The organism is Oceanibium sediminis (genome assembly GCF_003265325.1).
GTDB lineage: Bacteria > Pseudomonadota > Alphaproteobacteria > Rhodobacterales > Rhodobacteraceae > Halovulum > Halovulum sediminis.
The window spans coordinates 162,364-183,735 of record NZ_QGNX01000001.1 but is presented as its reverse complement, the minus strand read 5'-3'; the positions used below and the strand labels follow the sequence as shown (position 1 = coordinate 183,735).

Here is a 21,372-nt window from a genome sequence, read left to right as displayed (position 1 = left end):
TTTGCACCACTATATGGGGCCGTATCCGGGCGGGGAACACCCCCCTTCGCGGCAGCGGCCCCCAGAAGCAGGCAGCGGCGAGATGGCGCAGCCAAACAGGGGCGCTTGCCTTGCCCTTGTGCGGCGGGTATGCGACGTTCCGTTGAAGCTTGAGGCGGGCGGTTTCTGCGCGTATTTACGCGGTGAGTCCATAATTTCCCCCTGCGGCAACAGAGAGATTCGGGAAAAAAGCGCATGAAATATCAGTCGATTATCGCCAAATCATCCGCCATGGTCAGTGGCGTGTTGGCGGCAGGAATGGCGAAGGCTCAGGATTCTTTCGAGGGTCTGGAGATCATCGGCACGCCCACTCCCGGCGCCACCGGCTTTCAGCCGGCGGCCACGGAGCTGGCGCGTGATATTCACTGGCTGGACAATTTCCTGCTGGTGATCATCACTGCCATCGTGCTGTTCGTCGTCGCGCTGCTGGCGATCGTGATCCTCAAGTACAACCGCAAGTCCAACCCGGAACCGGCGCGGTTCACCCATAACTCCGCGATCGAGGTCACCTGGACCGTAGTGCCGATCCTGATCCTGCTGGCGATCGGCTCCTTCTCGCTGCCGATCCTGTTCAAGCAGCTGGAAGTCCCCGAGGCGGACGTGACGATCAAGACCACCGGCTTCCAGTGGGCCTGGTCCTATGAATATCCCGACAACGACGTGTCCTTCGACAGCTTCATGCTGGGCCTCGGCGCGGCGGAAATGAACGACGAGGTGCGCGCGGAACTGGCCGAGTACGGCTATTCCGAAGAGCAGTGGAAGCTGGCCACCGACACCGCCGTCGTCGTGCCCGTGGGCCGCGTCGTGCGCCTGCAGGTCACCGCTTCCGACGTGATCCACTCCTGGAAGATCCCGGCCTTCGGCGTGCATATCGACGCGGTTCCCGGCCGGCTGAACGAAACCTGGTTCCAGGTCGATGAGCCGGGCGTCTACTTCGGTCAGTGCTCCGAGCTGTGCGGCATCAACCACGCCTACATGCCGATCACCGTCAAGGCGGTTTCGGATGAGCAGTACGCGGCCTGGATCGAATCCCAGGGCGGCCAGATGGTCGGTTTCCTTGAGGACTTCGCCACCGTCGACGTGGCGCAGGCGGACTGAGAGCGCCGATGTCGGACGCATCCCTCACCACGGCACAGAGCGGCGACGCCGAGTTCGGCGATTACGTCGCGCTGCTGAAGCCCCGCGTGATGCGGCTGGTGGTGTTCACCGCCGCCATCGGGCTGATCGCGGCGCCGGTCGGGGTGCACCCGGTGATCGCGCTTGCCTCGATCCTGTGCATCGCGGTGGGCGCGGGTGCGTCCGGTGCGCTGAACATGTGGTGGGACGCCGATATCGACGCGGTCATGTCGCGCACCGTGAAGCGCCCGATTCCTGCGGGCCGCGTGACCGGGGACGAGGCGCTGGCCGTGGGCATCGTCCTGAGCGTGCTGTCGGTCATGCTGCTGTTCCTGTTCGCCAACCCACTGTCCGCAGGGCTGCTGGCGTTCACGATCTTCTTCTACGCGGTGATCTATTCCATGTGGCTGAAGCGCGCGACGCCGCAGAACATCGTGATCGGCGGGGCCGCCGGGGCCTTCCCGCCGATGATCGGCTGGGCCGTGGCGACCGGTGGCATCACCTGGGAGCCGGTGCTGATGTTCGCGCTGATCTTCCTGTGGACGCCGCCGCATTTCTGGGCGCTGGCGCTGTTCCGCAACGACGATTACCAGAACGCCAACGTGCCGATGCTTCCCGTTATCGCGGGAACGCGGGCGACACGGAACCAGATCCTGATCTACTCGCTGATCCTCGCCCCCGCGGCGATCCTGCCGGCCTTCACGGCGGCGGGAGGGCCGGTGTACCTGTGCGTTGCGCTGTGGCTGAACGCGAAGTTCCTTTTCGGGGCGCATGCCATCTGGCGCCGCGACGATGCGGCAGCCGAGGCGGACGGGTTCCGCGTGGAAAAGAAGTTCTTCGGCTTCTCCATCGCCTACCTGTTCCTACATTTCGTCCTGTTCCTGGTCGAAGCGGTGCTGCACGGCTTCGGTCTGCAACTGCAATCCTGGCCGGTGCTGCTATGAGCGATCCCCGCAAGCCCGGACTGGGCGCCGACAGCCATGAGATCTACACCCGCCGCAAGGGGCGTAACCTGGCGATGCTCGCCTGCCTCGGCGGGGTGGTGCTGATGATCTTCGCCGTGACGATCGTGAAGCTTTCCGCCGGGATCGACATGCGCGGCTTCGACCATACCTTTGAAACCGTACCGGGGGCGGATCAATGACGGGCGCAAACCGCACCGCCGGTGTGCTTCTGGGCGTCGTGCTGTTCATGGGCGCGATGTCCTTCGCCGCCGTGCCGCTTTACGACTGGTTCTGCAAGGTGACCGGCTACGGCGGGGAAACCGCCGTCGCGGGCGCAGGCTCTGACGTGGTTCTGGACGAGACGATCCGCATCCGCTTCGACGCCTCGCTCGACCGGAAGATGCCGTGGGAGTTCAAGCCCGTCCAGACCGAGGTGGAGCTGAAGATCGGCGAAACCGGGCTGGCCTTTTACGAGGCGTACAACCCGACCGACCGGCCCATCGCCGGCAGCGCAAGCTACAACGTCGCGCCCTATTCCGCCGGAGCGTTCTTCACCAAGATCGACTGTTTCTGCTTCGAGGAGCAGGTGCTTCAGCCCGGTCAGCGGGTGCAGATGCCGGTGACCTACTACGTCGACCCGGAAATCCGCGAGCACCGCGAAGCACGGTTTGCACATACGATCACACTGTCTTACACGTTCTACGAAATCGATCTTCCCGCAGAGGAAGTGACAGGGTTGGCCCCCAGCCAGCCCGAAGCCACGCAGGTCAACTGACCGCGAAAGACCGAGGGAAAGTCCGCCATGGCGCACGAAAAGAACCACGACTATCACATACTTCCCCCGAGCATCTGGCCATTCGCCGGAGCGGTGGGCGCTTTTATCATGCTGTTTGGCGGCGTGATCTGGATGTCCCCGCAGGTGGACAATAACCACCCCTGGCTGTTCCTGATCGGCCTCGCGATGGTTTTGTACGTGATGTACGCCTGGTGGTCCGAAGTGGTCACCGAAAGCCAGGTCGGCGATCACACACCGGTGGTGCGCATCGGCCTGCGCATGGGCTTCATCATGTTCATCATCTCCGAGGTGATGTTCTTCTCGGCCTGGTTCTGGAGCTTCTTCAAGCACGCCATGTACCCGATGGCCGCGGTCGACAACACCTGGCCGCCCCCGGGAATCGAAACGTTCGACCCCTGGCACCTGCCGCTGATCAACACGCTGATCCTGCTGTGCTCGGGCTGTGCGGCGACCTGGGCGCACCACGCGCTGGCGCATGACAACGACCGCAAGGGCCTTGTCTGGGGCCTGACCTTGGCCATCGTCCTGGGCGCGCTGTTCACGGTGTTCCAGGTCTACGAATACAGCCACGCCGCCTTCGGTTTCGCCGGCAACATCTACGGCGCGAACTTCTTCATGGCGACGGGTTTCCACGGCTTCCACGTGGTGGTCGGCACGATCTTCCTGGCGGTCTGCCTGCTGCGGGCCCTGAAAGGTCACTTCACGCAAGAGCAGCACATCGGTTTCGAAGCGGCCGCCTGGTACTGGCACTTCGTTGACGTGGTCTGGCTGTTCCTGTTCTTCGCTGTCTACATCTGGGGCAGCTGATCAAGCGCGGGAAACCGCGAAACGGTGGTTACATGCGAAGCAGGAGCCGATCTTGAGTAATCCTTATGTCGGGCTGCCACAGACGGCATATTGGAAAACTGCGGTCGGCTCCGTTCCTTCCGAGCGGATAGGGGATCTCTGGTCCCCGAGGTTCCGGATCGACAAGACGACCGCGATCTCGACCTACGGTTCCTGCTTCGCACAGCATTTCCGTGGCAAGCTGGTCGAGAACGGCTACTCCTGGATCAATGGTGAGCCCGCCCCCCACGGCATGGACGAGGCCACCGCCAAGGCGCTGAACTACGGCGTCTTCTCGGCCCGGACCGGCAATATTTACACCGGCGCTGCCTTGCTCCAGTGGGTTAACTGGGCCGCCGGAACAACCGCACCGCCAGAGGAATACTGGCAGAAGGACGATCACTTCATCGATCCCTTCCGCCCCGCGATCGAGCCGGGGGCCGTCACCACCCTTGACGCCGCACGCGCAAGCCGCGCCGAGGCGATTGCCGCCTTCGGCCGGTCCATCCGCGAGGCGTCCGTCTTCGTCTTCACCATGGGCCTGACAGAGGCTTGGGTCCATCGGACCGGCGGCTACACCTATGCCATCTGCCCGGGCACCGTCGCCGGTGACTTCGACGCGGACCTGCACGGGTTCCAGAACCACGACTTCCCGAAGGTGCTGGCGGACATGAAAGCGGCCATCGCCGCGATGCGCCGCCTGAACCCGGAGCTGAAGATCCTTCTGACGGTGTCCCCGGTGCCGCTGACGGCGACCGCCTCGGGCCAGCATGTCCTGCCGGCGACGACATACTCCAAATCCGTGCTGCGCGCGGTGGCCGGGTCCCTGTGCGCCGAGCACGATTTCGTCGACTACTTCCCATCCTACGAAATCATCTCGTCCCCCGCGATGGAGGGCCGGTATTTCGAGCAGAACAAGCGCAGCGTCACGCCCGCCGGGGTCGCCCATGTCATGGGGAACTTCTTCACCGCCATCGGTGACGAGCAACCCGCCGATGCGCCGCGCCCTGTGCCCCGGCCAGCCCTGCCCGAGCAGGCCGGTGAGGACGATCTGGTGTGCGAGGAAGAGCTTCTGTCGGCCTTCGCGACGCCTCTCAAGGGGGGCTCCGACACAGCGATCGGGATTATCGGGGGCAGCCATGTATCCAGCATCAGACGGCATTTCGCCGCCACGGGCGAGGCGTCTGTCGGCGGGATGGATACCGCGTTCTGGATGCTGCCGGGCGAGTTCCAGGATGTCGTGATCCAAGACACGCATCTGACCCACGCGAACGAGGAAAAGGCCCGCAGGTTTAATGGCGAGGATGGCGTATCGTTCGACCTGAGGGGCCGCGCGGGCTTCCTGCTGGTCGGAGAGCCCTTCGCGATCCCCCTGATCCTGCAGGAGCTGAAGCGCAACAAGCGGCTGGTCGGCAGGGCAAACGTGGACGTTCTGGCCGACTGGGTCTTCGAGGCGGCGAGCACGCGGCGCAGCATGGCGCTACTGAAGCATTTGCGCAGCATGACCGACGGTCCCGTGATCACCATGCCCTCGCCCATGTGGCGCGCCGGGGCGCAGGCAGCGCGGCGGTTGCCGAAGCTGAGGCCGGAAAAATACGCGGCGCTCTCACGGGTGCTTGAGCGGCGGCTGGCCGCCATGGGCGTGACATATATCGGTCAGCCCCAAGCGACCTTGAACGAGGACGGGCGGACGTTGGACATCTACTCCCGCGCCCATACCGATGGCCAGGCGGCAGACGGCAAGTACGACAAGAGCCATGCGAACGCCGAATACGGCGGGCTTCTGGTTGAGCAGATCAACAGCACGCTCGCCGAGTTGCAGACCGCCAGGGCTGGCCAGTAAGCAGCACGGATGAAAAAGTTCATCGTTCCGGTCATTTTCGGCTTCGGCGGGTTTGCCGTTCTGGTCGCCCTTGCCCTTTGGCAGGTGCAGCGGCTGGAATGGAAAACCGCCGTGCTGGACCAGATCTCCGCCCGGTTGGAGGCGGCGCCTGTCCCCTTGCCCGAGCAGCCTGACCCCGAAGCGGACCGGTACCTGAGCGTCACGGCGGACGGCGCGTTCAGCGGCCCCGCGCTGCATGTGCTGACCTCGGTCCAGTTCGAGGGGCCGGGGTTTCGCGTGATCCAGGCGCTCGATACCGGGACGCGGCGGGTGCTGGTCGACCGGGGATACGTCTCCGAGGAACTGAAGGCGACGGAGTTCGCCAAGGGCCCGCTCACCGTGACCGGCACGCTGCTCTGGCCGCAGGAAACCGACAGCTTCACGCCTGAGCCCAACCTCGAGCGGAACATCTGGTTCGCCCGCGATGTCGAGGCGATGGCGCAGGCGCTCGGGACGGAGCCCGTTCTGCTGGTCGCGCGCGCACCCACGGGCGATCCGTCGCCCCGCCCCCTGCCGGTGGGGGTGAACATTGCGAACAACCACCTGCAATATGCGATCACCTGGTCGCTTCTGGCGATCTGCTGGCTGGCGATGAGCGTCTATTTGCTGTACCGGATACGCCGCAACTCTGTCTGAAGGCCGTTTGAAATGCGCTATATCTCCACCCGCGGGCAGGCGCCCGCGCTGAGCTTCGAAGAAGCGATGCTGACAGGCCTCGCCCGCGACGGCGGGCTTTACGTGCCCGAAAGCTGGCCGCAGCTTAGCGCAGAGCAGATCGCCGATTTCGCGGGCCGCCCCTACGAAGAGGTCGCCTTCGCAGTCATGCGCCCCTTCGTCGGCGACACCTTCAGCGACGAGGAGTTCCGTGGCATCATCCAGCGCGCCTACGCCGGGTTCGGCCATGCCGCCCGCTGCCCGCTGAAACAGCTTGAGCCGGGGCACTTCCTGCTGGAGCTGTTCCACGGCCCGACGCTGGCCTTCAAGGACGTGGCGATGCAGCTGATCGGGCAGATGTTCGAGCATTCGCTGAAACGCTCTGGCCGCCGGGTCACCATCGTCGGCGCGACCAGTGGCGACACCGGCTCTGCCGCGATCGAGGCGTTTGCAGGGCTGGACGCGGTGGATGTCTTCATCATGTACCCCCATGGCCGCGTCAGTGAGGTGCAGCGCCGCCAGATGACCACGCCGACAGCGCCAAATGTGCACGCGTTGGCCGTGGAAGGGGATTTCGACGATTGCCAAGCCCGCCTGAAGGACATGTTCAACGACCACGATTTCCGCGACGCGGTGGGGCTTGCGGGCGTGAACTCGATCAACTGGGCGCGGGTGCTGGCGCAGGTGGTGTACTTCTTCACCAGCGCCGTGGCCCTTGGCGCGCCGCATCGAAAGGTCAGCTTCACCGTGCCGACCGGCAACTTCGGTGACATCTTCGCGGGCTACGTGGCCAAGCGCATGGGCCTGCCCATTGACCGGCTGGTGATCGCGACGAACCAGAACGACATCCTGCACCGCACGCTGGTCACCGGACGGCATGAGAAGGAGGGGGTGACGCCCTCGATCTCACCTTCCATGGATATCCAGGTCAGCTCCAACTTCGAGCGGCTGCTGTTTGATATCTATGACCGGGAAGGTGCTGCGATCACCCAGCTGATGACCGCGCTTTCGGGTGAGGGGGGCTTTGCCCTCAGCCAGGGCGCGGTGGACCGGCTGCGCGCCGAGTTCACCTCGGGCCGCGCGTCGGAGGAGGAGACGAGCGCCACGATCAAGGCGACGCTGGCCGCCTCTGCCGAGCTGGTGTGCCCGCACACCGCCGTCGGCATCAAGGTGGCCGATGAGCAGCCCGAAAGCCGCGTGCCGATGATCACGCTGGCCACGGCGCACCCCGCAAAGTTCCCCGATGCCGTGGAAGCGGCCACCGGTCTCCGCCCGGACCTGCCGCCGCGCATGGCCGACCTGTTCGAACGGGACGAGCGGCTGACCCGCCTGCCGAATGATCTTGCAGCGCTGCAAGCCTTCGTGGCACAAAATCGCGCATGACCGTACAGACTCATCGCCTTTCCAATGGCCTGCGCATCGTGACCGAGCATATGCCGGGTCTGCAAAGCGCAGCCGTCGGTGTCTGGGTCACCGCTGGCTGCCGTCACGAAAGTGTCGAGCAGAACGGCATCGCGCATTTCCTGGAACACATGGCCTTCAAGGGGACCGGGCGGCGCAGCGCGCTTCAGATCGCCGAGGAGATCGAGGACGTCGGCGGCTATATCAACGCCTATACCAGCCGCGAGATGACGGCCTATTACGCGCGCGTCCTGGGGGCCGACGTGCCGCTGGCGCTGGACGTGATCGCCGACATCCTGCAGGACCCGTCGTTCGATCCGCATGAGATCGAGGTCGAGCGCGGCGTCATCCTTCAGGAAATCGGCCAGGCGCATGACACGCCCGATGACATCATTTTCGACTGGCTTCAGGAAGTCAGCTTCCCCGGCCAGTCCATGGGCCGCCCGATCCTTGGCCCGCCCGAACGCGTCGCGGCCTTCACGCGGGGCGATTTCCTGCGCTTCACCAAGGCGCATTACGGCCCGGAACGGCTGATCATCGCGGCCTCCGGGCAGGTCGATCACGATGCGATCGTGCGTCAGGTCGAAGCCGCGTTCGGTGGCGCGACGCGGGGCGGCGACGGCCCGCTGGAAGGCGCGCGCTATTCCGGCGGCGAACGGCGCGAGATCAAGGACCTGGAGCAGGCGCATATCGCGCTGTCCCTCGAAGGGCCGGGCTACCGGGCTGACGATATCTACACCAGCCAGTTGCACGCCGCGATCCTGGGCGGGGGCATGTCTTCGCGCCTGTTCCAGGAGGCGCGCGAAAAGCGGGGCCTGTGCTACACGATCTTCGCGCAGACCGCGGCCTATGCCGACAGTGGCGCGTTGATGATCTATGCCGGGACGGCGGGGGACAGTATCGCCGCGCTCAGCAAGGTGGTGACGGACGAGCTGCGCCGCCTGCCCGAAACCGTGACCCTTGCCGAGCTTGACCGCGCGCGCGCGCAGATGAAGGCGGGTATGCTGATGGGGCTTGAAAGCCCCTCGGGCCGGGCAGAGAGGCTGGCGCGCACCACGGCCATCTGGGACCGGGTGCCGACGCCGGAGGAAACCGTCGCGCGGATCGACGCGGTCACGCTGGAGGATATCCGCGCTTTCGGGGAAACGCTCTGCACGACGGCACGCCCGGCGCAGGCGCTGTATGGCCCCGTGGCGGCGGCGCCGGACCACGATGTCCTGCGCGCCCGTCTGGCGGCCTGAGCGGGGGCGGGCGCGTGGCAATGTTCCGTCGCCGGCCAAGACTGAAATTGCTCAGCGAACGCCTGATTCTGCGCCTGCCGGATATGGCGGACCACGCGGAATGGGTGATGCTGCGCGAGAATTCGACCGAGTTCCTGGAACGCTGGGAACCGGTCCGCGCCAGTGAGCAGACCTCCCGCCGGTCCTTTCGCAACCGGGTCTACTGGGCCGAACGCTCGCTTGAGCAGGACCGCGCCGTGCCGCTTTTCCTGACGCTGCGCGCCACCGGCACGCTGCTGGGCGGGATCACGCTGGACAACATCCGCCGCGGCCCGTCGCAGGCGGCGACGGTGGGCTACTGGATCGGCGCGCAGCACGCGCGCCACGGCTACATGCGCGAGGCGCTGCAATCGGTCGTGCGCTACGCGTTCAGCGACCTCGGCCTCAGCCGGATCGAGGCGGCGACATTGCCGGAAAACGCCCCCTCCCGCGGGCTTCTGGAAAGCACCGGCTTCAAGTACGAAGGCGTTGCGCAAAGTTACCTTCAGATCGCCGGGCGCTGGCGGACGCATGTGCTCTACGCCAACCTGCGTTCGGACCGGCGCGGCCGGGTCGAAGGGGCGAGCGCGGGCGCCCACGCCCCCAGCGCGCCGCCCGCCTCGGGGTTCCCGCGCCTGTCCGGGTGATCGCGATGACTGGACGCGGGGCGGATCGCGCTATCTGGTAAGCAACAGCCGCTGTTCCGGAGCATCAGATGATCGCACGTCTTTTCGCCCTTGCCGCCCTTGTCCTGCCTGCGCCAGCGCTGGCGCAATCCATCGCCAGCCATTGCATCGCCCTTGTCGAGAACGAGTTCGAGCGTATCGAATTCGCCAGTTTCGGCGACGGGCTGAGCAACGAGGAGGTGCGGATTTCCTACATCGACCATTCGATGTTCCTGATCGAGACGCCCTCGGGGCGGGGGATCATCACGGATTTCAACGGCTACGCCGGGATCGGCGTGCTGCCCGACGTGGTGACGATGAACAACGCCCATTCCAGCCACTGGACGCCCAACCCGAACCCGGAAATCCCCTACATCCTGAACGGCTGGGGCGACGGCACCGCGGCCGCCGATCACCGGGTGGAGCTGGACGGAGAGCTGCTGATCCGCAACGTGACGACGGATATCCGCTCGTCCTTCACCGGGCAGCAGCGGGACGGCAACTCCATCTTCATCTTCGAGGTGGCGGGCCTGTGCATCGGCCACCTCGGCCACCTGCACCACGAGCCCTCGGAACAGCAATACGCCGCGATCGGGCGGCTGGACGTGGTGATGGCGGCGGTGGATGGCGGCATGACCGTCGACCTGGCCACGATGACCCGCATCATCGAGCGGCTGCGTTCCTCCATCGTGCTGCCGATGCACTGGTTCGGGCGCTCGACCTTGCAGGCCTTCGTGGGGGGCATGTCGGAGGATTTCGCGGTGGAGGTGATGGACAGTTCGTCCATGGTCGTCTCCTTGCGGGAACTGCCGCGCCGTCCTACCATCCGCATCCTGCAACCCCGGTACCTGGACCGGCTCGACTAACGGAAATACCCGATGACCCTGACTTCCGCCACGCCGGACCATGTCGCGGCGCTGGCCGCCTGTCTGCCCGACGGCACCGTCGGCCCGGTGCCCGAAAGCTACCGCACCGAACCCCGCGCCCGCTGGGAAGGGGCCAGCGCCGCGTTGCTGAAACCCCGCACCACGGATGAGGTGGCCAGGATCGTGCGTTTCGCCGCCGAGCATCGCATCGGCCTCGTGCCCTACGCGGGCGGCACCGGGCTGGTCGGCGGGCAGATCGCCCCGGGCCCCGCGACGCTGCTCGTCTCGGTCGAGCGGATGACCGCCCCGGCAGAGGTGGACCCGCTGGACAACACGGCAACTGTCGGGGCCGGCACGATCCTGTCGGACATCCACGCAATGACCGAGGTGCAGGACCGGCTTTTCCCGCTGTCGCTGGCCTCGCAAGGCTCGGCGCGGATCGGGGGGCTGCTGGCCACCAACGCGGGCGGCGTGGCGGTGCTGCGCTACGGCAACGCGCGCGACCTGTGCCTTGGGGTGGAGGCGGTGCTGCCCGACGGCAGCATCCTGCACGGGCTGAAGCGGCTTCGGAAAGACAACACCGGGTATGATCTGCGCAACCTGCTGATCGGCTCTGAGGGCAGCCTCGGCATCATCACCGCCGCCGTGTTGCGCCTGTTCCCCCGGCCGCGCGAAACCGGCACCGCGATGGTCGTCACCGAAAGCCCCGACACGGCGCTGCGCCTGCTGGCGCACATGCGCGACGCGCTGGGTGAGGCGCTGAGCGCGTTCGAGCTGATCCACGGCCAGGGCCTCGCCTTCCTGGACGAGGTGCTGCCCGACACGCCCCAGCCCTTCAGCCCGCGCCCCGAATGGGCAGTGCTGATCGAGGCGGGGGCGGGCGCGGGCGCCGAACTGACCGCGCGGCTCGAAGCCTCCCTCGTGGAGGCGTTCGAGGCGGGGCTGATCGCGGACGCCGTCATCGCGCAGAACAAGGCGCAGGCGCAGGCCTTCTGGGCCGTGCGCGAAACGATCCCGGAGGCGAACCGGCTGATCGGCTCGGTCGCGAGCCACGATATCTCAGTCCCGGTCAGCGCGATCCCGGAATTCATAGCGCGCGGCGGACCTGCGCTTAGGTCGATCGATCCGCGTTTCCGCATCAACTGCTTCGGGCATCTTGGCGATGGCAACCTGCATTACAACGTGTTCCCGCCGCAGGGGGGCCGCCGCAAGGATCACGAGTCGCAGCGCGCCGAGGTCAGCGGAACGGTCCACGCCCTGGCCGCTGAGCTTGGCGGCTCCATCAGCGCCGAGCACGGCATCGGCCGCCTGAAGGTCGCCGACCTGGAGCGTTTCGGCGATCCGGCGAAGCTGGCAGCGATGCGCGCCGTGAAATCCGCGCTGGACCCGCTTGGCATCATGAACCCCGGCGCGGTGCTGCGCGCCTGAGCCGAAACGGTAAACGCGTCCTTCAGGGGGTAAGGCTGAAGGACGCGTTTTGAGCCGAGTGGCCCTGGAGTGCAAGCAACACCCGGAAGGACCGGGCCTGTTCTGGATACAGGTATCTTGGTTAACAAAACCTTACGCTTGGCGCGTATTTGACGGAAATTTTCCGAAAACCCTGCCGCGGCGGCTTTCAGTGCCCCTCGAAGGCGCAGAGCGCGTGGACCTCAATCCCCATGTCCGCCAGCTTCCGGCGCCCGCCAAGTTCCGGCAGGTCGATGATGAACGCGGCAGAGATCACCTCGGCCCCGAGCCGCTCGATTAGCGAGATACCGGCCGCGGCGGTGCCGCCCGTCGCCAGCAGGTCGTCGACCAGCAGCACCCGCTCGCCGGGGCTGAAGGCGTCGTCGTGGATTTCCATGGTCGCCTGCCCGTATTCCAGCGCGTAGGATTGCTCGATCGTGGCGGCGGGCAGTTTGCCCTTTTTGCGGATTGGCACGAAGCCCACCGAAAGCTGGTGCGCAACCGCCCCGCCCAGGATGAAGCCACGGGCCTCAAGCCCGGCGACCTTGTCGATGCGCACCCCGGCGTAGGGGAGCAGCAGCTGGTCGATGGCAATCCGGAAGCCGCGTGCGTCCTGGAACAGAGTGGTCACGTCGCGGAACATGATTCCCGGCGCTGGAAAGTCCGGAATCGTGCGGATGTAGGATTGAACATCCCTGGAAATCATTGCCCGAAGCTCCCCTGCCGCTGGGTTCGGGAGAGAGCCTAGCCTTTGGGGGATGCTTCGGGCAAGCCGGCTGGCAGGGTGTGCTACCGCCAGACGGACCTCTTTGCCGCGGCCGCGGGCTGGACCCGTTGGCTGCGCGGTGATTTCGGGTGCATCGTCGCCATTTCCGCGAAGTTGCGGGGCGTCTCGGTCAGGCCGGGCTGTTGCAGCCCGGCCATGACGGAGCGGAGAAACTTGTAACACCGTGTTAACATTGAAACCTCCTACACTGATGCCCCTTATGGCGGAGTCAGCTTCGGCGGCATGTTACCCAGGGAACAGTTTCACAGGGTTTGATCGCGGTTTGTGGGTATTCGCACACAAGGCCGTCGCGGTTACGCCGCGCCCAGCACTCGGCCCGCGATGGCATCGAGCTTCGCCACCATCGCCGGGTCCCGCGCGGGGGGCTGGGTCAGGATCGCGTATTCCAGCGCCCGGTCGCAGCCGTACGGGCAGGGCTGGCGTTCGCTGCCCAGCAGGCCGGGCAGGCGGCGGACCAGCCCGCGCGCGTTGTCGGCGTTGCCCGTCAGCGTCCGGATGATCTGCGCCACGTCGACTTCGCCATGATCCGGGTGCCAGCTGTCGTAATCGGTGATCATCGCGACGGAGGCGTAGCAAAGCTCCGCCTCGCGGGCGAGCTTGGCCTCGGGCATGTTGGTCATGCCGATCACGTCGCAGCCCCAGACCTCGCGATACAGTTTCGATTCCGCCAGCGTGGAGAATTGCGGCCCCTCCATCGCCAGGTAGGTGCCGCCGTCGTGCACGGTGACGCCCTCAGCGCGGGCTGCCTCGGCGCAGGCGGCGGACAGGCGCGGGCAGGTCGGGTGCGCGACCGACACATGGGCCACGCAGCCGGGCCCGAAGAAGGACGATTCGCGCGCCACGGTCCGGTCGATGAACTGGTCCACCATGACGAAATCGCCCGGGGCCATCCCCTCGCGGAAGGACCCGCAGGCGGAAACCGAGATCACGTCCGTCACACCAGCGCGTTTCAGCGCGTCGATATTGGCCCGGTAGTTGATGCTGCCCGGGCTTTGCACATGGCCCCGGCCGTGGCGGGGCAAGAACACCATCTTGACCCCGTCCAGCCGCCCGATCAGCACCTGGTCCGAGGGCGCGCCCCAGGGGCCGGTGATGTCGGTCCAGGCGGCGTCTTCCAAGCCGTCGATCTCGTAAACGCCGCTGCCCCCGATCACGCCGATCACCGTTTCCATGCGCATGCCCCCTGATGTTGCCCATATCTGCCGGCGCCGACCCTAGTGGGCCTGCCGCGCCATGCGCAAGTGTCCAGATTTCGGGCAGCGGGGGTCACGATTGCGCGTATCGGGGGGGCCTCGGCCCTCGCATGGGTGGACAGGACGCGGAATTGCCATACCATTATCCCAGAGAAGAAGAGGAGAGATACGATCATGACTCGCATACCACTTCTGACCACCGCCGTTCTGCTGGGGTTTGCCGGGGCGGCCAGCGCCGGGTGTTTCGGCGCGGACCACGCCACCACGGCCCAATCGACGATGACACCTATCCCGATGGCCGATGCCGAAAGCGCGGACGAGCTTCCGACCGTCCTGCTGCCCCTGACCGAGGCGACCGCCACGGACGAGGGCTGAGCGCGGCGATCCGCGATGGCCTCACGGCTGCGAAGGGGCGGGCGACCGCCCCTTTATCATTGCCGCGCGGTGACCCTCGGCGTGCCCATGTGGCGATGCGCCTGGTGCGTGTAGGCGGCGACGCCGATGACCGGCACCAGCAGGTTCACCAGCGGAATGCCCATCGGCAGCGCAAGGATCACGCCCGTCAGCCAGACCTCGCCCCTGTGCCGGCGGCGCAGCGCGCGGGCCCCGGCGTTGCCAAGCCTGCGGGCCGCGACAAGGTGGTAATACTCCCGCCCGATCAGGATGCCGTTCACCGCCAGGAAGACAAACGGCGCCAGGATGGTGAAGGCGAAATAGATGACCAGCGCGGCCAGGTTCACCGCGATCATAACGCCGAAGAACCGCAGCGATTCCCCGAGCGCCGCCGCCACGGGTTGTGGTTCCACCCCCGGCAGACCGGGGTAGTGGCGCTCTTCCACCGCGTCCACCACCGCGTCGAGGAACAGGCTGACGATCACCAGGGCGAGCGGCAGCATCAGCAGGATGCTGGCCAGCGCCAGCACGATCAGCGTTGCCCAGCCCAAGCCGCCGTCCATCCCGATCGTGCCGATCAGCGGCAGCGAGATCCCGTCCGCCGCCCACCAGGCCAGCGTGCGGTACAGGCCCCAGACGAGCGCGCCGAGCAGGACGAGCGTGACGAGCACCGCGCGGATCAGCACGCTCAGGAAGCGGGCGTCGCCGATCTGCGCGATGGCGCGGCTCAGGTCGGTCAGGATCATTCGTCGACCCAGGTCACCTTGGCCTCCACCTCCGGGCGGGGGCGGTCGGGGGGGGCGGTGGTCTCGGTCCCGATGACGATGTAGCCCGCAACCTCGGCCGGGGCGCGCAGGTTCAGCGCCTCGCCCAGGAAGGCGGGGTCGGTGGCGGTCCATCCGGTCAGCCAGTTCGCGCCCCACCCGGCCGCAAGCGCGGCGTTCACCAGGCTGAGGCAGACCGCCCCGGCGGAGTAGAGCTGCTCGATCTCGGGCACCTTCTCGCTTTCCACGGGGGCGGAGATGACAGCCACGATCAGCGGCGCGCCGCTGAACATCTGCGCCGCCTTGGCGGCCTTGTCGGGGTCCATCCCCACTTTCTGGGCGCGCCGTGTCGCCACCTCGGCAAGGCGGGTCAGCGCCGCGCCTTCGAGCACGACAAGGCGCCAGGGCTCAAGCTTGCCATGGTCGGGCACGCGCAGGCCGGCGGTCAGGATCGGGGCCAGCGCGGCCCGGTCGGGCGCGGGGGCAACCAGCGTCTTGGCCGGGCGTGAGCGGCGGGTCAGCAGGAAGTCCAGCGCGTCGGGATTGGGGGTGGGCATGGTCCCTCGGGGGTCAGAGAAAAAACGGAGCGGCCCGCACCGGGGCCGCCCGCCTTATTCAGGAACCCGAAGGGGGTTTGTCAACGTCACGCGGCCAGGGGCTGCGCCAGTTGTGCAATTCTTGCCTCGGCGGCGTCCAGCACCTTGTCCGCGTTGTTGCCCAGCGAATCCGCCGCCACGACATGCACGTCGGTGATGCCGATGAAGCCCAGGACATGGCGCAGGTAGGGCGTGGCGTAATCCCAGCCGCTGTCCACCGGCGTGCCGCCCGAGGCGATGACCAGGTAGGCCGTCTTGCCCTTGAGCAGCCCCTCGGGGCCGTTCTCGGTGTAGCGGAACGTCTCGCCCGCGCGGGCGATCTGGTCGATCCAGGCCTTCAGGCTTGCCGGTATCGCGAAGTTGTAGACCGGGACGGCGATGATCAGCGTGTCGTGGTCGCGCAATTCGGCGATCAGTTCGTCGGAAAGGTCATGCGCGCCGTTCTCGGCGCCGGCATCGCGCGCGGCGATCCAGGCTTCGTCGATCAGCGGCAACCCGGCGCTGACGTCGCGCTCGGTTACGGGCGCGCCAAGGGCAGCGGCAAGGTCGCTGGCCAGCTTGCGCGTGACCGAGCCCGGCTTGCGGGCGCTGGATTGGATCAGAAGGGTCTTGTCGGCCATGAGGGGCTCCATCAGGTTCATCGATTTGCTGACAGACAGGTGGGGGATATCCCGCAAGGCATCAATGGGATTGAGATAGACAGACTGTATCCGGCACGGCGACAGTTCAGCCGAGGGCAGGATCCCCGGCGGCCAGCAAGGGCGCGGTCAGCGCCGACAGCGGGCGGCGTTGCACGCCATCCTCGAAATTGTCCTCGGCCAGCCAGCTTTCGAAGGCGGCGCGCACGGCGGGCCATTCCCGGTCGAGCAGCGAGAACCAGGCCGTGTCGCGGTTCCGCCCTTTCACCACCCCGGCCTGGCGATGCACGCCTTCGAAACTGAAGCCATAGCGCTGCGCCGCGCGGCGTGAGCCGAGGTTCCTGGCGTCACACTTCCATTCATAGCGCCGGTAGCCGAGGTCGAAGGCCTGGCGCATCATCAGGTACATCGCCTCGCTCGCGGCGCGGGTGCGTTGCAGGTGGGGGGCGAAATTGATGTGCCCGACCTCGATACTGCCGGCGAGCGGGGTGATCCGCAGGTAGCTGGCGACACCGCCGGGCAGGCCGGTCGCGATATCCGTGATGCAGTAGAAGACCGGATCCCCGGCGGCGCCGATCCGCGCGATCCAGTCTGCATAGGTGTCTGCGTCCGCAAAGGGACCGTAGGCCATGTAGTCCCAGATCGCAGTGTCCTCGCCAAAGGCCGCGTGCAGGGCCCCGGCGTCGGCGGGTGTCAGGAAGGACAGCTCAGCGTATCGCCCCCGCAACGGCCGGAAAGCGCGGTGCGGCGGTCGCCAGTGTGCAAGGGGCGGCGCGGTGTCTGTCATGGGCGAAGAAGATCGCCATTCCCGATGCCCGTCAAGGACGGGAAGCACGGGCGCGCGCGGGGCTTTAGGCGATCATCTTCGGGTCGTTCCCCATGTCGAGGCCGGGGAAGACCAGCCCCTCAAGGTCGTTCTGCTTCAGGCCGAACAGGCCGCGCATCGCCCAGGCGGCATAGCTGCGCACGTCGCTCGTGGGCATCAGGTCGCGGTTCTTGTAGAGCGCGTCCTCGCTCAGCCCCGGCCATTTGCCCAGGACCTGCCGTCCGCGCAGCGCGCCGCCGGCGAAGATCGCCGCGCCGCCGGTGCCGTGGTCGGTGCCCTTGTTCCCGTTCTGGCGCACGGTGCGCCCGAATTCCGTCATGCACAGCACGGTGGTGTTTTCCCAGACCGGCCCAAGTCCCGCTTTCAGGGTCAGGATGGCGGTTTCAAGCTCTTCCAGGGCGTTGGGAAGGGCGCGGAACTGGTTCGCATGGGTGTCCCACCCGTTGAGCGAGAAGGCGGCGACGCGGCTGTCGAGCGACAGTTGCTCGGCGGCGAAAGCGGCCAGCGCCTCGGCGCGGCGGGCGGCGCGGGGGGTCATCCCGTTCGACATCTCGATGTCGTCGGAAATGTCCATCGCGGTTTCAGCGGCGGTGCGGAACAGGGGATCCTCGGCATAGATCACCGACAGCAGCAGCTGCGCCTGCGGGCTGAGTTCCAGGTCCGAATCCGGCGACCAGCTCGAATGCGGTGCCTTTCCCGTGAGCAGAAGCAGGTTTTCACGCCCGACCGCGAAAGCGGTGCGGCTGTCGGTATCCGGCATGAGCGAGAGCATACGGTTCAGCCAGCCGTCGCGCCCCGGCGTCATGCCGCCGTCAGGCGAATTGCCGCCGCTTTCCAGCAGGTCCTGCCCGTCGAAATGGCTGCGCCGGTCGCGATACGGCGTGGAGACGGCGTGGGCGAAGCTCAACTCTCCGGCCTGCCAAAGGGGCATCAGGCCGCCCAGCGCGCCGTGCAGCATGAACAAATTGTCCAGCGGCTGCGCGCCGCCCTCCTCGCCCAGGGACAGGTCGCCACGATAGGCGCGCAGGTGCCGGTCCCCGCCCGGCTGCACCACGTCCAGCCCGTCCATCGCGCCGCGCAGGACGATCACCACGAGGCGCGAGTCCCCCGGCGTGGTGGCCAGCGTGACGGGCGTCATCAGCGGGCTTGCCGCGGCGGAACAGCCAAGCGCGAGCGAGGTGGTCAGCAGGCGGCGGCGATTCAGAACAACATCGGACATCATTCGCTTCCTTTCGCGCTCAGCGGCGGTTGAATTCGGGCGAGGCGAGGACCAGCGCCACGCCTTCATGCCGGGTTTCCGACCCGGCGACGGCGCGCTCCAGCAGGGGCGAGGCGACGGGCCCGAGCGTCTGCTCGATGAAGGCGCGGGGATCGACGTCGCGCGCGTAGCCCTGGGTCAGTTCGGAAATCCAGTCGATGCGCTCGGCCAGGCCCGACGGGGTGATCCAGGTCTCGGGGGCTTCGCCCCAGCCGTCGGGGCCGTTGGGGCGCAGCAGGGGCTGGCCCATCCGCTCCATCGGCAGGCGCAGGGTGCGGCGCACGTCCTTCGCCCGGGCCTGCGCGACATCGGGCACGATCCCGTCCATCGCGCGCAGGGCGGACACGATGAACTCGAAGGGGGTCTTCGCCTTTTGCAGCGGCAAGCGCCAGCTGCGCTCGTCCTCCAGCATCACGCGATACATCGGCACCAGCGCGCCGTCCGCGTCCAGGTAGGCGCGCGCCATGCGCTCAACCAGTTCCGGGTCCGCCGGAGCGCCGATGAAATGCACCAGCAGCTTGCTGGCCAGGTGCGTCGCGGTCTGCGGATGCAGGGCCAGGTCGCCCAGCGCCTGTTCCACGTCACGGAGCTTCGCGGGCTTGTCCGAGCCGTAGCGCTTGCCGAGCACCTGCTCGGCCCCCGGTTCGGCCATGCGCGCGTTGAACGTGAAGCCGTCGCGCCCGGACGCGAGCCCGGTGAGCAGCTCTGCGAATTCCCGCACATCGGCCTGGGTGTAGGGGCCGCCGACACCCAGCGTGTGCAGCTCCATGATCTCGCGGGCGAGGTTTTCGTTCAGGCCGCGCTTGCGGCTCTTGCCCGCCGGGGAGTTCGGCCCGGCGGCATTGGCCTGGTTGAGGTAGATCAGCATCTCGGGATGCTGCGTGACCCCGATCAGCATGTCGCGGAAATTGCCGTTCACATTGGGGCGGATGCGGGAATCGATCATCTCCTGCACGCCGGTTTCTATGATCCGATTGTTCGCGGCGACGGTGAAGTGATCGGTCCAGAAATGCACCAGCCGCTCCCGGAAGGGGGCGGGGGCGTGGACGGCGTTGGAGAACAGCCGCTTCGCATCCGCGTCGGTCAGATCGCCCAGATCGTTGTTCAGTTCCTTGAGCTTCCGGGAAATCGCGTCGACCTTCTTCTCGTCCTTCGCTTTCCTCCGTTCCCGCCTGAGGCTGTAGATCTCCACCCGCAGGGCAAGGCGCTGGTCCAGGTCCGGGGCGGGCGCGGGCAGCGCGGGATCGGGGCCGGACAGCTCCGCAAGCAGCCCTTCGGGCGTGGCGGGCGCGGATTGGGCAGGGTGCAGCCCATAGCCGAAGCGGATGGCGGATATGGCTTCGTCAAGATCGATCATCGGGCGTCCTTGGGGCGTCTGGGGCAGTTGTACGGGATACTACGGGCGGCCCGGCGCATTCCGTCTAAAAATTTCGTGTGCTGTGTGAATGAGCGGAAATGCGGTGGTCATATTCCCTTGCAGCCAGTGTGCCCCAGCCTATCCTGCCGCGCAACACGAAGGAGCATCCCGCCATGACCGACGCCATGACCGCCTATGACCGGCTGATCGCCCATGTCCGCCAGACCACCGCGCTGGACCAGGTCTCGGGCGTTCTGATGTGGGACCAGGAGGTGGTGATGCCCCCCGATGGCGCCGCGCAGCGCGCCGAGCAGGCGGCGGCGCTGAAGACCGCCGCGCATGAGCGCAAGACCGATCCGCTCATCGCGGACTGGCTGGCCGCGCTGGACGGGGCCGAGCTGCCGGCGGCGGCGGCGCGCAACGTCGCGCTGATCTCGCGCGCCCATGCCCGCGCCACCCGTGTCCCCGCCGCGCTGGCCGGGGCGCTGGCGCACGCGGCCTCGACCGGGTGGGGCGTCTGGGTGGCGGCGCGCGCGGCGAACCGCTTCGCCGATTTCGCCCCCACGCTGGAGCGGATGGTCGCGCTCAAGCGCGAGCACGCCGCCGCGATGGCGGCGCCGGGGCAGGGGCTTTACGACGCGCTGCTCGACGAATTCGAGCCGGGGATGACCGGCGCGGTCCTGATGCCGATGCTCGAGGGGCTGCGCGCGCCCCTGTCCGAGCTGCGCGCCGCCATCGCCGCCAGCGGCCGGCAGATGCCCACGCCGCGCGGCCACTTCCCGGCCGCCGCGCAGCTGGCGCTGTCAAAGACCGTGGCGACCGCCTTCGGCTACCGCCTGTCCGCCGGGCGGATCGATCTGACGGTGCACCCCTTCTGCGTGGGCAGCGGCAAGGACGTGCGCATCACCACCCGCGTGGACGAGGACGACCCCCTCGGCTGCCTCTTCTCGGTGATTCACGAGGTGGGGCACGCCGTCTACAACCAGAACATGCCCGAGGCGACCTTGCTGGAACCGGCGGGGCAATATGCCTCGATGGGGGTGCATGAAAGCCAGAGCCGGATGCTGGAAAACCAGATCGGGCGCTCCGCCGCGTTCTCTGAGTGGCTTGCGCCGCATTTCCGCGAGTCCTTCGGGGATACCGGGCTTGCGGATGCAGACGCGCTGTATCGCGCGCTGAACAGGGTCGAAACCGGCTGCATCCGTACCGAGGCGGACGAGGTGCATTACAACCTGCACATCCTGCTGCGCACCCGCCTGGAGGCGGACCTGATCGAGGGCCGGCTTGAGGTTTCGGACCTGGAAGAGGCGTGGAACGACGCCTTTCAGCGCGACTTCGGCGTGCCGGTCCCCGACGCGGCGCGGGGCGTGTTGCAGGACACCCATTGGAGCCAGGGCCTGTTCGGCTATTTCCCCACCTACAGCTTGGGCAACATCTATGCCGCCGAGCTGTTCGCGGCGATGCGCGCCGAGATTCCGGGGATCGACGGGCTGATCGCGGAAGGGGATTTCGGCCCGCTGACGGACTGGCTGACGGAAAAGGTCCACGCCAGGGCGGCGACGGTGCCGCCCGAACAGATCGTGGCGCAGGCGATCGGCCGCGCGCCGGGCCCCGAGGCGCTGGTCAGCTACCTCCAGGCGAAATTCGGCGCGCTTTACGGGATCTGA

22 protein-coding genes are annotated in these 21,372 nt (G+C 67.0%); 14 read left to right on the top strand and 8 right to left on the bottom strand.

Going from position 1 to position 21,372, the window contains the following annotated elements; all coding sequences use genetic code 11:
- Window positions 1–297: 297 nt before the first annotated feature.
- From coxB to DJ029_RS00870, 12 genes are all read left to right on the top strand, one after another.
- Entirely contained in the window at window positions 298–1,137 is an 840-nt protein-coding gene (gene coxB, locus DJ029_RS00925; protein WP_308860674.1) for a cytochrome c oxidase subunit II, read from the top strand.
- 8 nt (window positions 1,138–1,145) lie between these two features.
- Window positions 1,146–2,099, top strand: a complete 954-nt coding sequence (locus DJ029_RS00920) for a heme o synthase (RefSeq protein WP_112320449.1) — start codon at window positions 1,146–1,148, stop codon at window positions 2,097–2,099.
- Window positions 2,096–2,299, top strand: a complete 204-nt coding sequence (locus DJ029_RS00915) for a hypothetical protein (protein WP_112320448.1) — start codon at window positions 2,096–2,098, stop codon at window positions 2,297–2,299. The genes DJ029_RS00920 and DJ029_RS00915 overlap by 4 nt, the downstream gene beginning before the upstream one ends.
- Entirely contained in the window at window positions 2,296–2,874 is a 579-nt protein-coding gene (locus DJ029_RS00910) for a cytochrome c oxidase assembly protein (RefSeq protein ID WP_112320447.1), read from the top strand. The genes DJ029_RS00915 and DJ029_RS00910 overlap by 4 nt, the downstream gene beginning before the upstream one ends.
- 27 nt (window positions 2,875–2,901) lie before the next feature.
- Window positions 2,902–3,702 (top strand): cytochrome c oxidase subunit 3, encoded by an 801-nt coding sequence (locus tag DJ029_RS00905; RefSeq protein ID WP_112320446.1) that lies wholly within the window; start codon window positions 2,902–2,904, stop codon window positions 3,700–3,702.
- Window positions 3,703–3,754: 52 nt separating this feature from the next.
- Window positions 3,755–5,563: a GSCFA domain-containing protein gene (locus DJ029_RS00900; protein ID WP_112320445.1), complete on the top strand. Its 1,809-nt coding sequence runs from the start codon at window positions 3,755–3,757 to the stop codon at window positions 5,561–5,563.
- A 9-nt stretch (window positions 5,564–5,572) separates the two neighbouring features.
- Entirely contained in the window at window positions 5,573–6,238 is a 666-nt protein-coding gene (locus tag DJ029_RS00895; protein ID WP_112320444.1) for an SURF1 family protein, read from the top strand.
- A 12-nt stretch (window positions 6,239–6,250) separates the two neighbouring features.
- Window positions 6,251–7,639, top strand: a complete 1,389-nt coding sequence (thrC, locus tag DJ029_RS00890; RefSeq protein WP_112320443.1) for a threonine synthase — start codon at window positions 6,251–6,253, stop codon at window positions 7,637–7,639.
- Complete coding sequence (locus DJ029_RS00885; RefSeq protein ID WP_112320442.1) at window positions 7,636–8,898, top strand: M16 family metallopeptidase; 1,263 nt, start codon at window positions 7,636–7,638, stop codon at window positions 8,896–8,898. Before thrC ends, DJ029_RS00885 begins: the two co-directional genes overlap by 4 nt.
- Before the next feature lie 20 nt (window positions 8,899–8,918).
- Window positions 8,919–9,563, top strand: coding sequence for a GNAT family N-acetyltransferase (locus DJ029_RS00880; RefSeq protein ID WP_112320441.1), 645 nt, complete (start codon window positions 8,919–8,921; stop codon window positions 9,561–9,563).
- Between the two features lie 68 nt (window positions 9,564–9,631).
- Window positions 9,632–10,447, top strand: a complete 816-nt coding sequence (locus DJ029_RS00875) for an MBL fold metallo-hydrolase (RefSeq protein ID WP_112320440.1) — start codon at window positions 9,632–9,634, stop codon at window positions 10,445–10,447.
- A 12-nt stretch (window positions 10,448–10,459) separates the two neighbouring features.
- Window positions 10,460–11,875, top strand: a complete 1,416-nt coding sequence (locus DJ029_RS00870) for an FAD-binding oxidoreductase (protein WP_112320439.1) — start codon at window positions 10,460–10,462, stop codon at window positions 11,873–11,875.
- A 187-nt stretch (window positions 11,876–12,062) separates the two neighbouring features.
- Here the strand turns inward: DJ029_RS00870 and DJ029_RS00865 are convergent, their stop codons facing one another.
- On the bottom strand, window positions 12,063–12,599 hold the full coding sequence (locus DJ029_RS00865) for an adenine phosphoribosyltransferase (RefSeq protein ID WP_112320438.1): 537 nt from the start codon (window positions 12,597–12,599) through the stop codon (window positions 12,063–12,065).
- Between the two features lie 374 nt (window positions 12,600–12,973).
- Window positions 12,974–13,852 carry an S-methyl-5'-thioadenosine phosphorylase gene (locus DJ029_RS00860; protein ID WP_370445209.1) on the bottom strand — a complete coding sequence of 293 codons (879 nt, stop codon included), beginning with the start codon at window positions 13,850–13,852 and terminating at the stop codon, window positions 12,974–12,976.
- Window positions 13,853–14,047: 195 nt separating this feature from the next.
- Between DJ029_RS00860 and DJ029_RS00855 the strand changes: the two genes are divergently transcribed.
- Window positions 14,048–14,248: a hypothetical protein gene (locus DJ029_RS00855; protein WP_112320436.1), complete on the top strand. Its 201-nt coding sequence runs from the start codon at window positions 14,048–14,050 to the stop codon at window positions 14,246–14,248.
- Window positions 14,249–14,304: 56 nt separating this feature from the next.
- On the opposite strand, the gene DJ029_RS00850 is transcribed toward DJ029_RS00855, so the two are convergent.
- From DJ029_RS00850 to DJ029_RS00825, 6 genes are all read right to left on the bottom strand, one after another.
- On the bottom strand, window positions 14,305–15,012 hold the full coding sequence (locus DJ029_RS00850; protein ID WP_112320435.1) for an EI24 domain-containing protein: 708 nt from the start codon (window positions 15,010–15,012) through the stop codon (window positions 14,305–14,307).
- On the bottom strand, window positions 15,009–15,587 hold the full coding sequence (locus tag DJ029_RS00845) for a nitroreductase family protein (RefSeq protein WP_112320434.1): 579 nt from the start codon (window positions 15,585–15,587) through the stop codon (window positions 15,009–15,011). The genes DJ029_RS00850 and DJ029_RS00845 overlap by 4 nt, the downstream gene beginning before the upstream one ends.
- A gap of 86 nt (window positions 15,588–15,673) precedes the next feature.
- The gene (locus DJ029_RS00840; RefSeq protein WP_112321289.1) at window positions 15,674–16,246 is read right to left on the bottom strand and encodes an FMN-dependent NADH-azoreductase; all 573 of its coding nucleotides are present in this window, start codon (window positions 16,244–16,246) and stop codon (window positions 15,674–15,676) included.
- 106 nt (window positions 16,247–16,352) lie between these two features.
- Window positions 16,353–17,051 (bottom strand): GNAT family N-acetyltransferase, encoded by a 699-nt coding sequence (locus tag DJ029_RS00835; protein ID WP_112320433.1) that lies wholly within the window; start codon window positions 17,049–17,051, stop codon window positions 16,353–16,355.
- A 64-nt stretch (window positions 17,052–17,115) separates the two neighbouring features.
- Complete coding sequence (locus DJ029_RS00830) at window positions 17,116–18,309, bottom strand: DUF1501 domain-containing protein (protein ID WP_112321288.1); 1,194 nt, start codon at window positions 18,307–18,309, stop codon at window positions 17,116–17,118.
- Window positions 18,310–18,328: 19 nt separating this feature from the next.
- On the bottom strand, window positions 18,329–19,705 hold the full coding sequence (locus DJ029_RS00825; RefSeq protein WP_112320432.1) for a DUF1800 domain-containing protein: 1,377 nt from the start codon (window positions 19,703–19,705) through the stop codon (window positions 18,329–18,331).
- A 173-nt stretch (window positions 19,706–19,878) separates the two neighbouring features.
- On the opposite strand from DJ029_RS00825, the gene DJ029_RS00820 reads away from it, so the two are divergent.
- Entirely contained in the window at window positions 19,879–21,372 is a 1,494-nt protein-coding gene (locus DJ029_RS00820; RefSeq protein WP_112320431.1) for a carboxypeptidase M32, read from the top strand.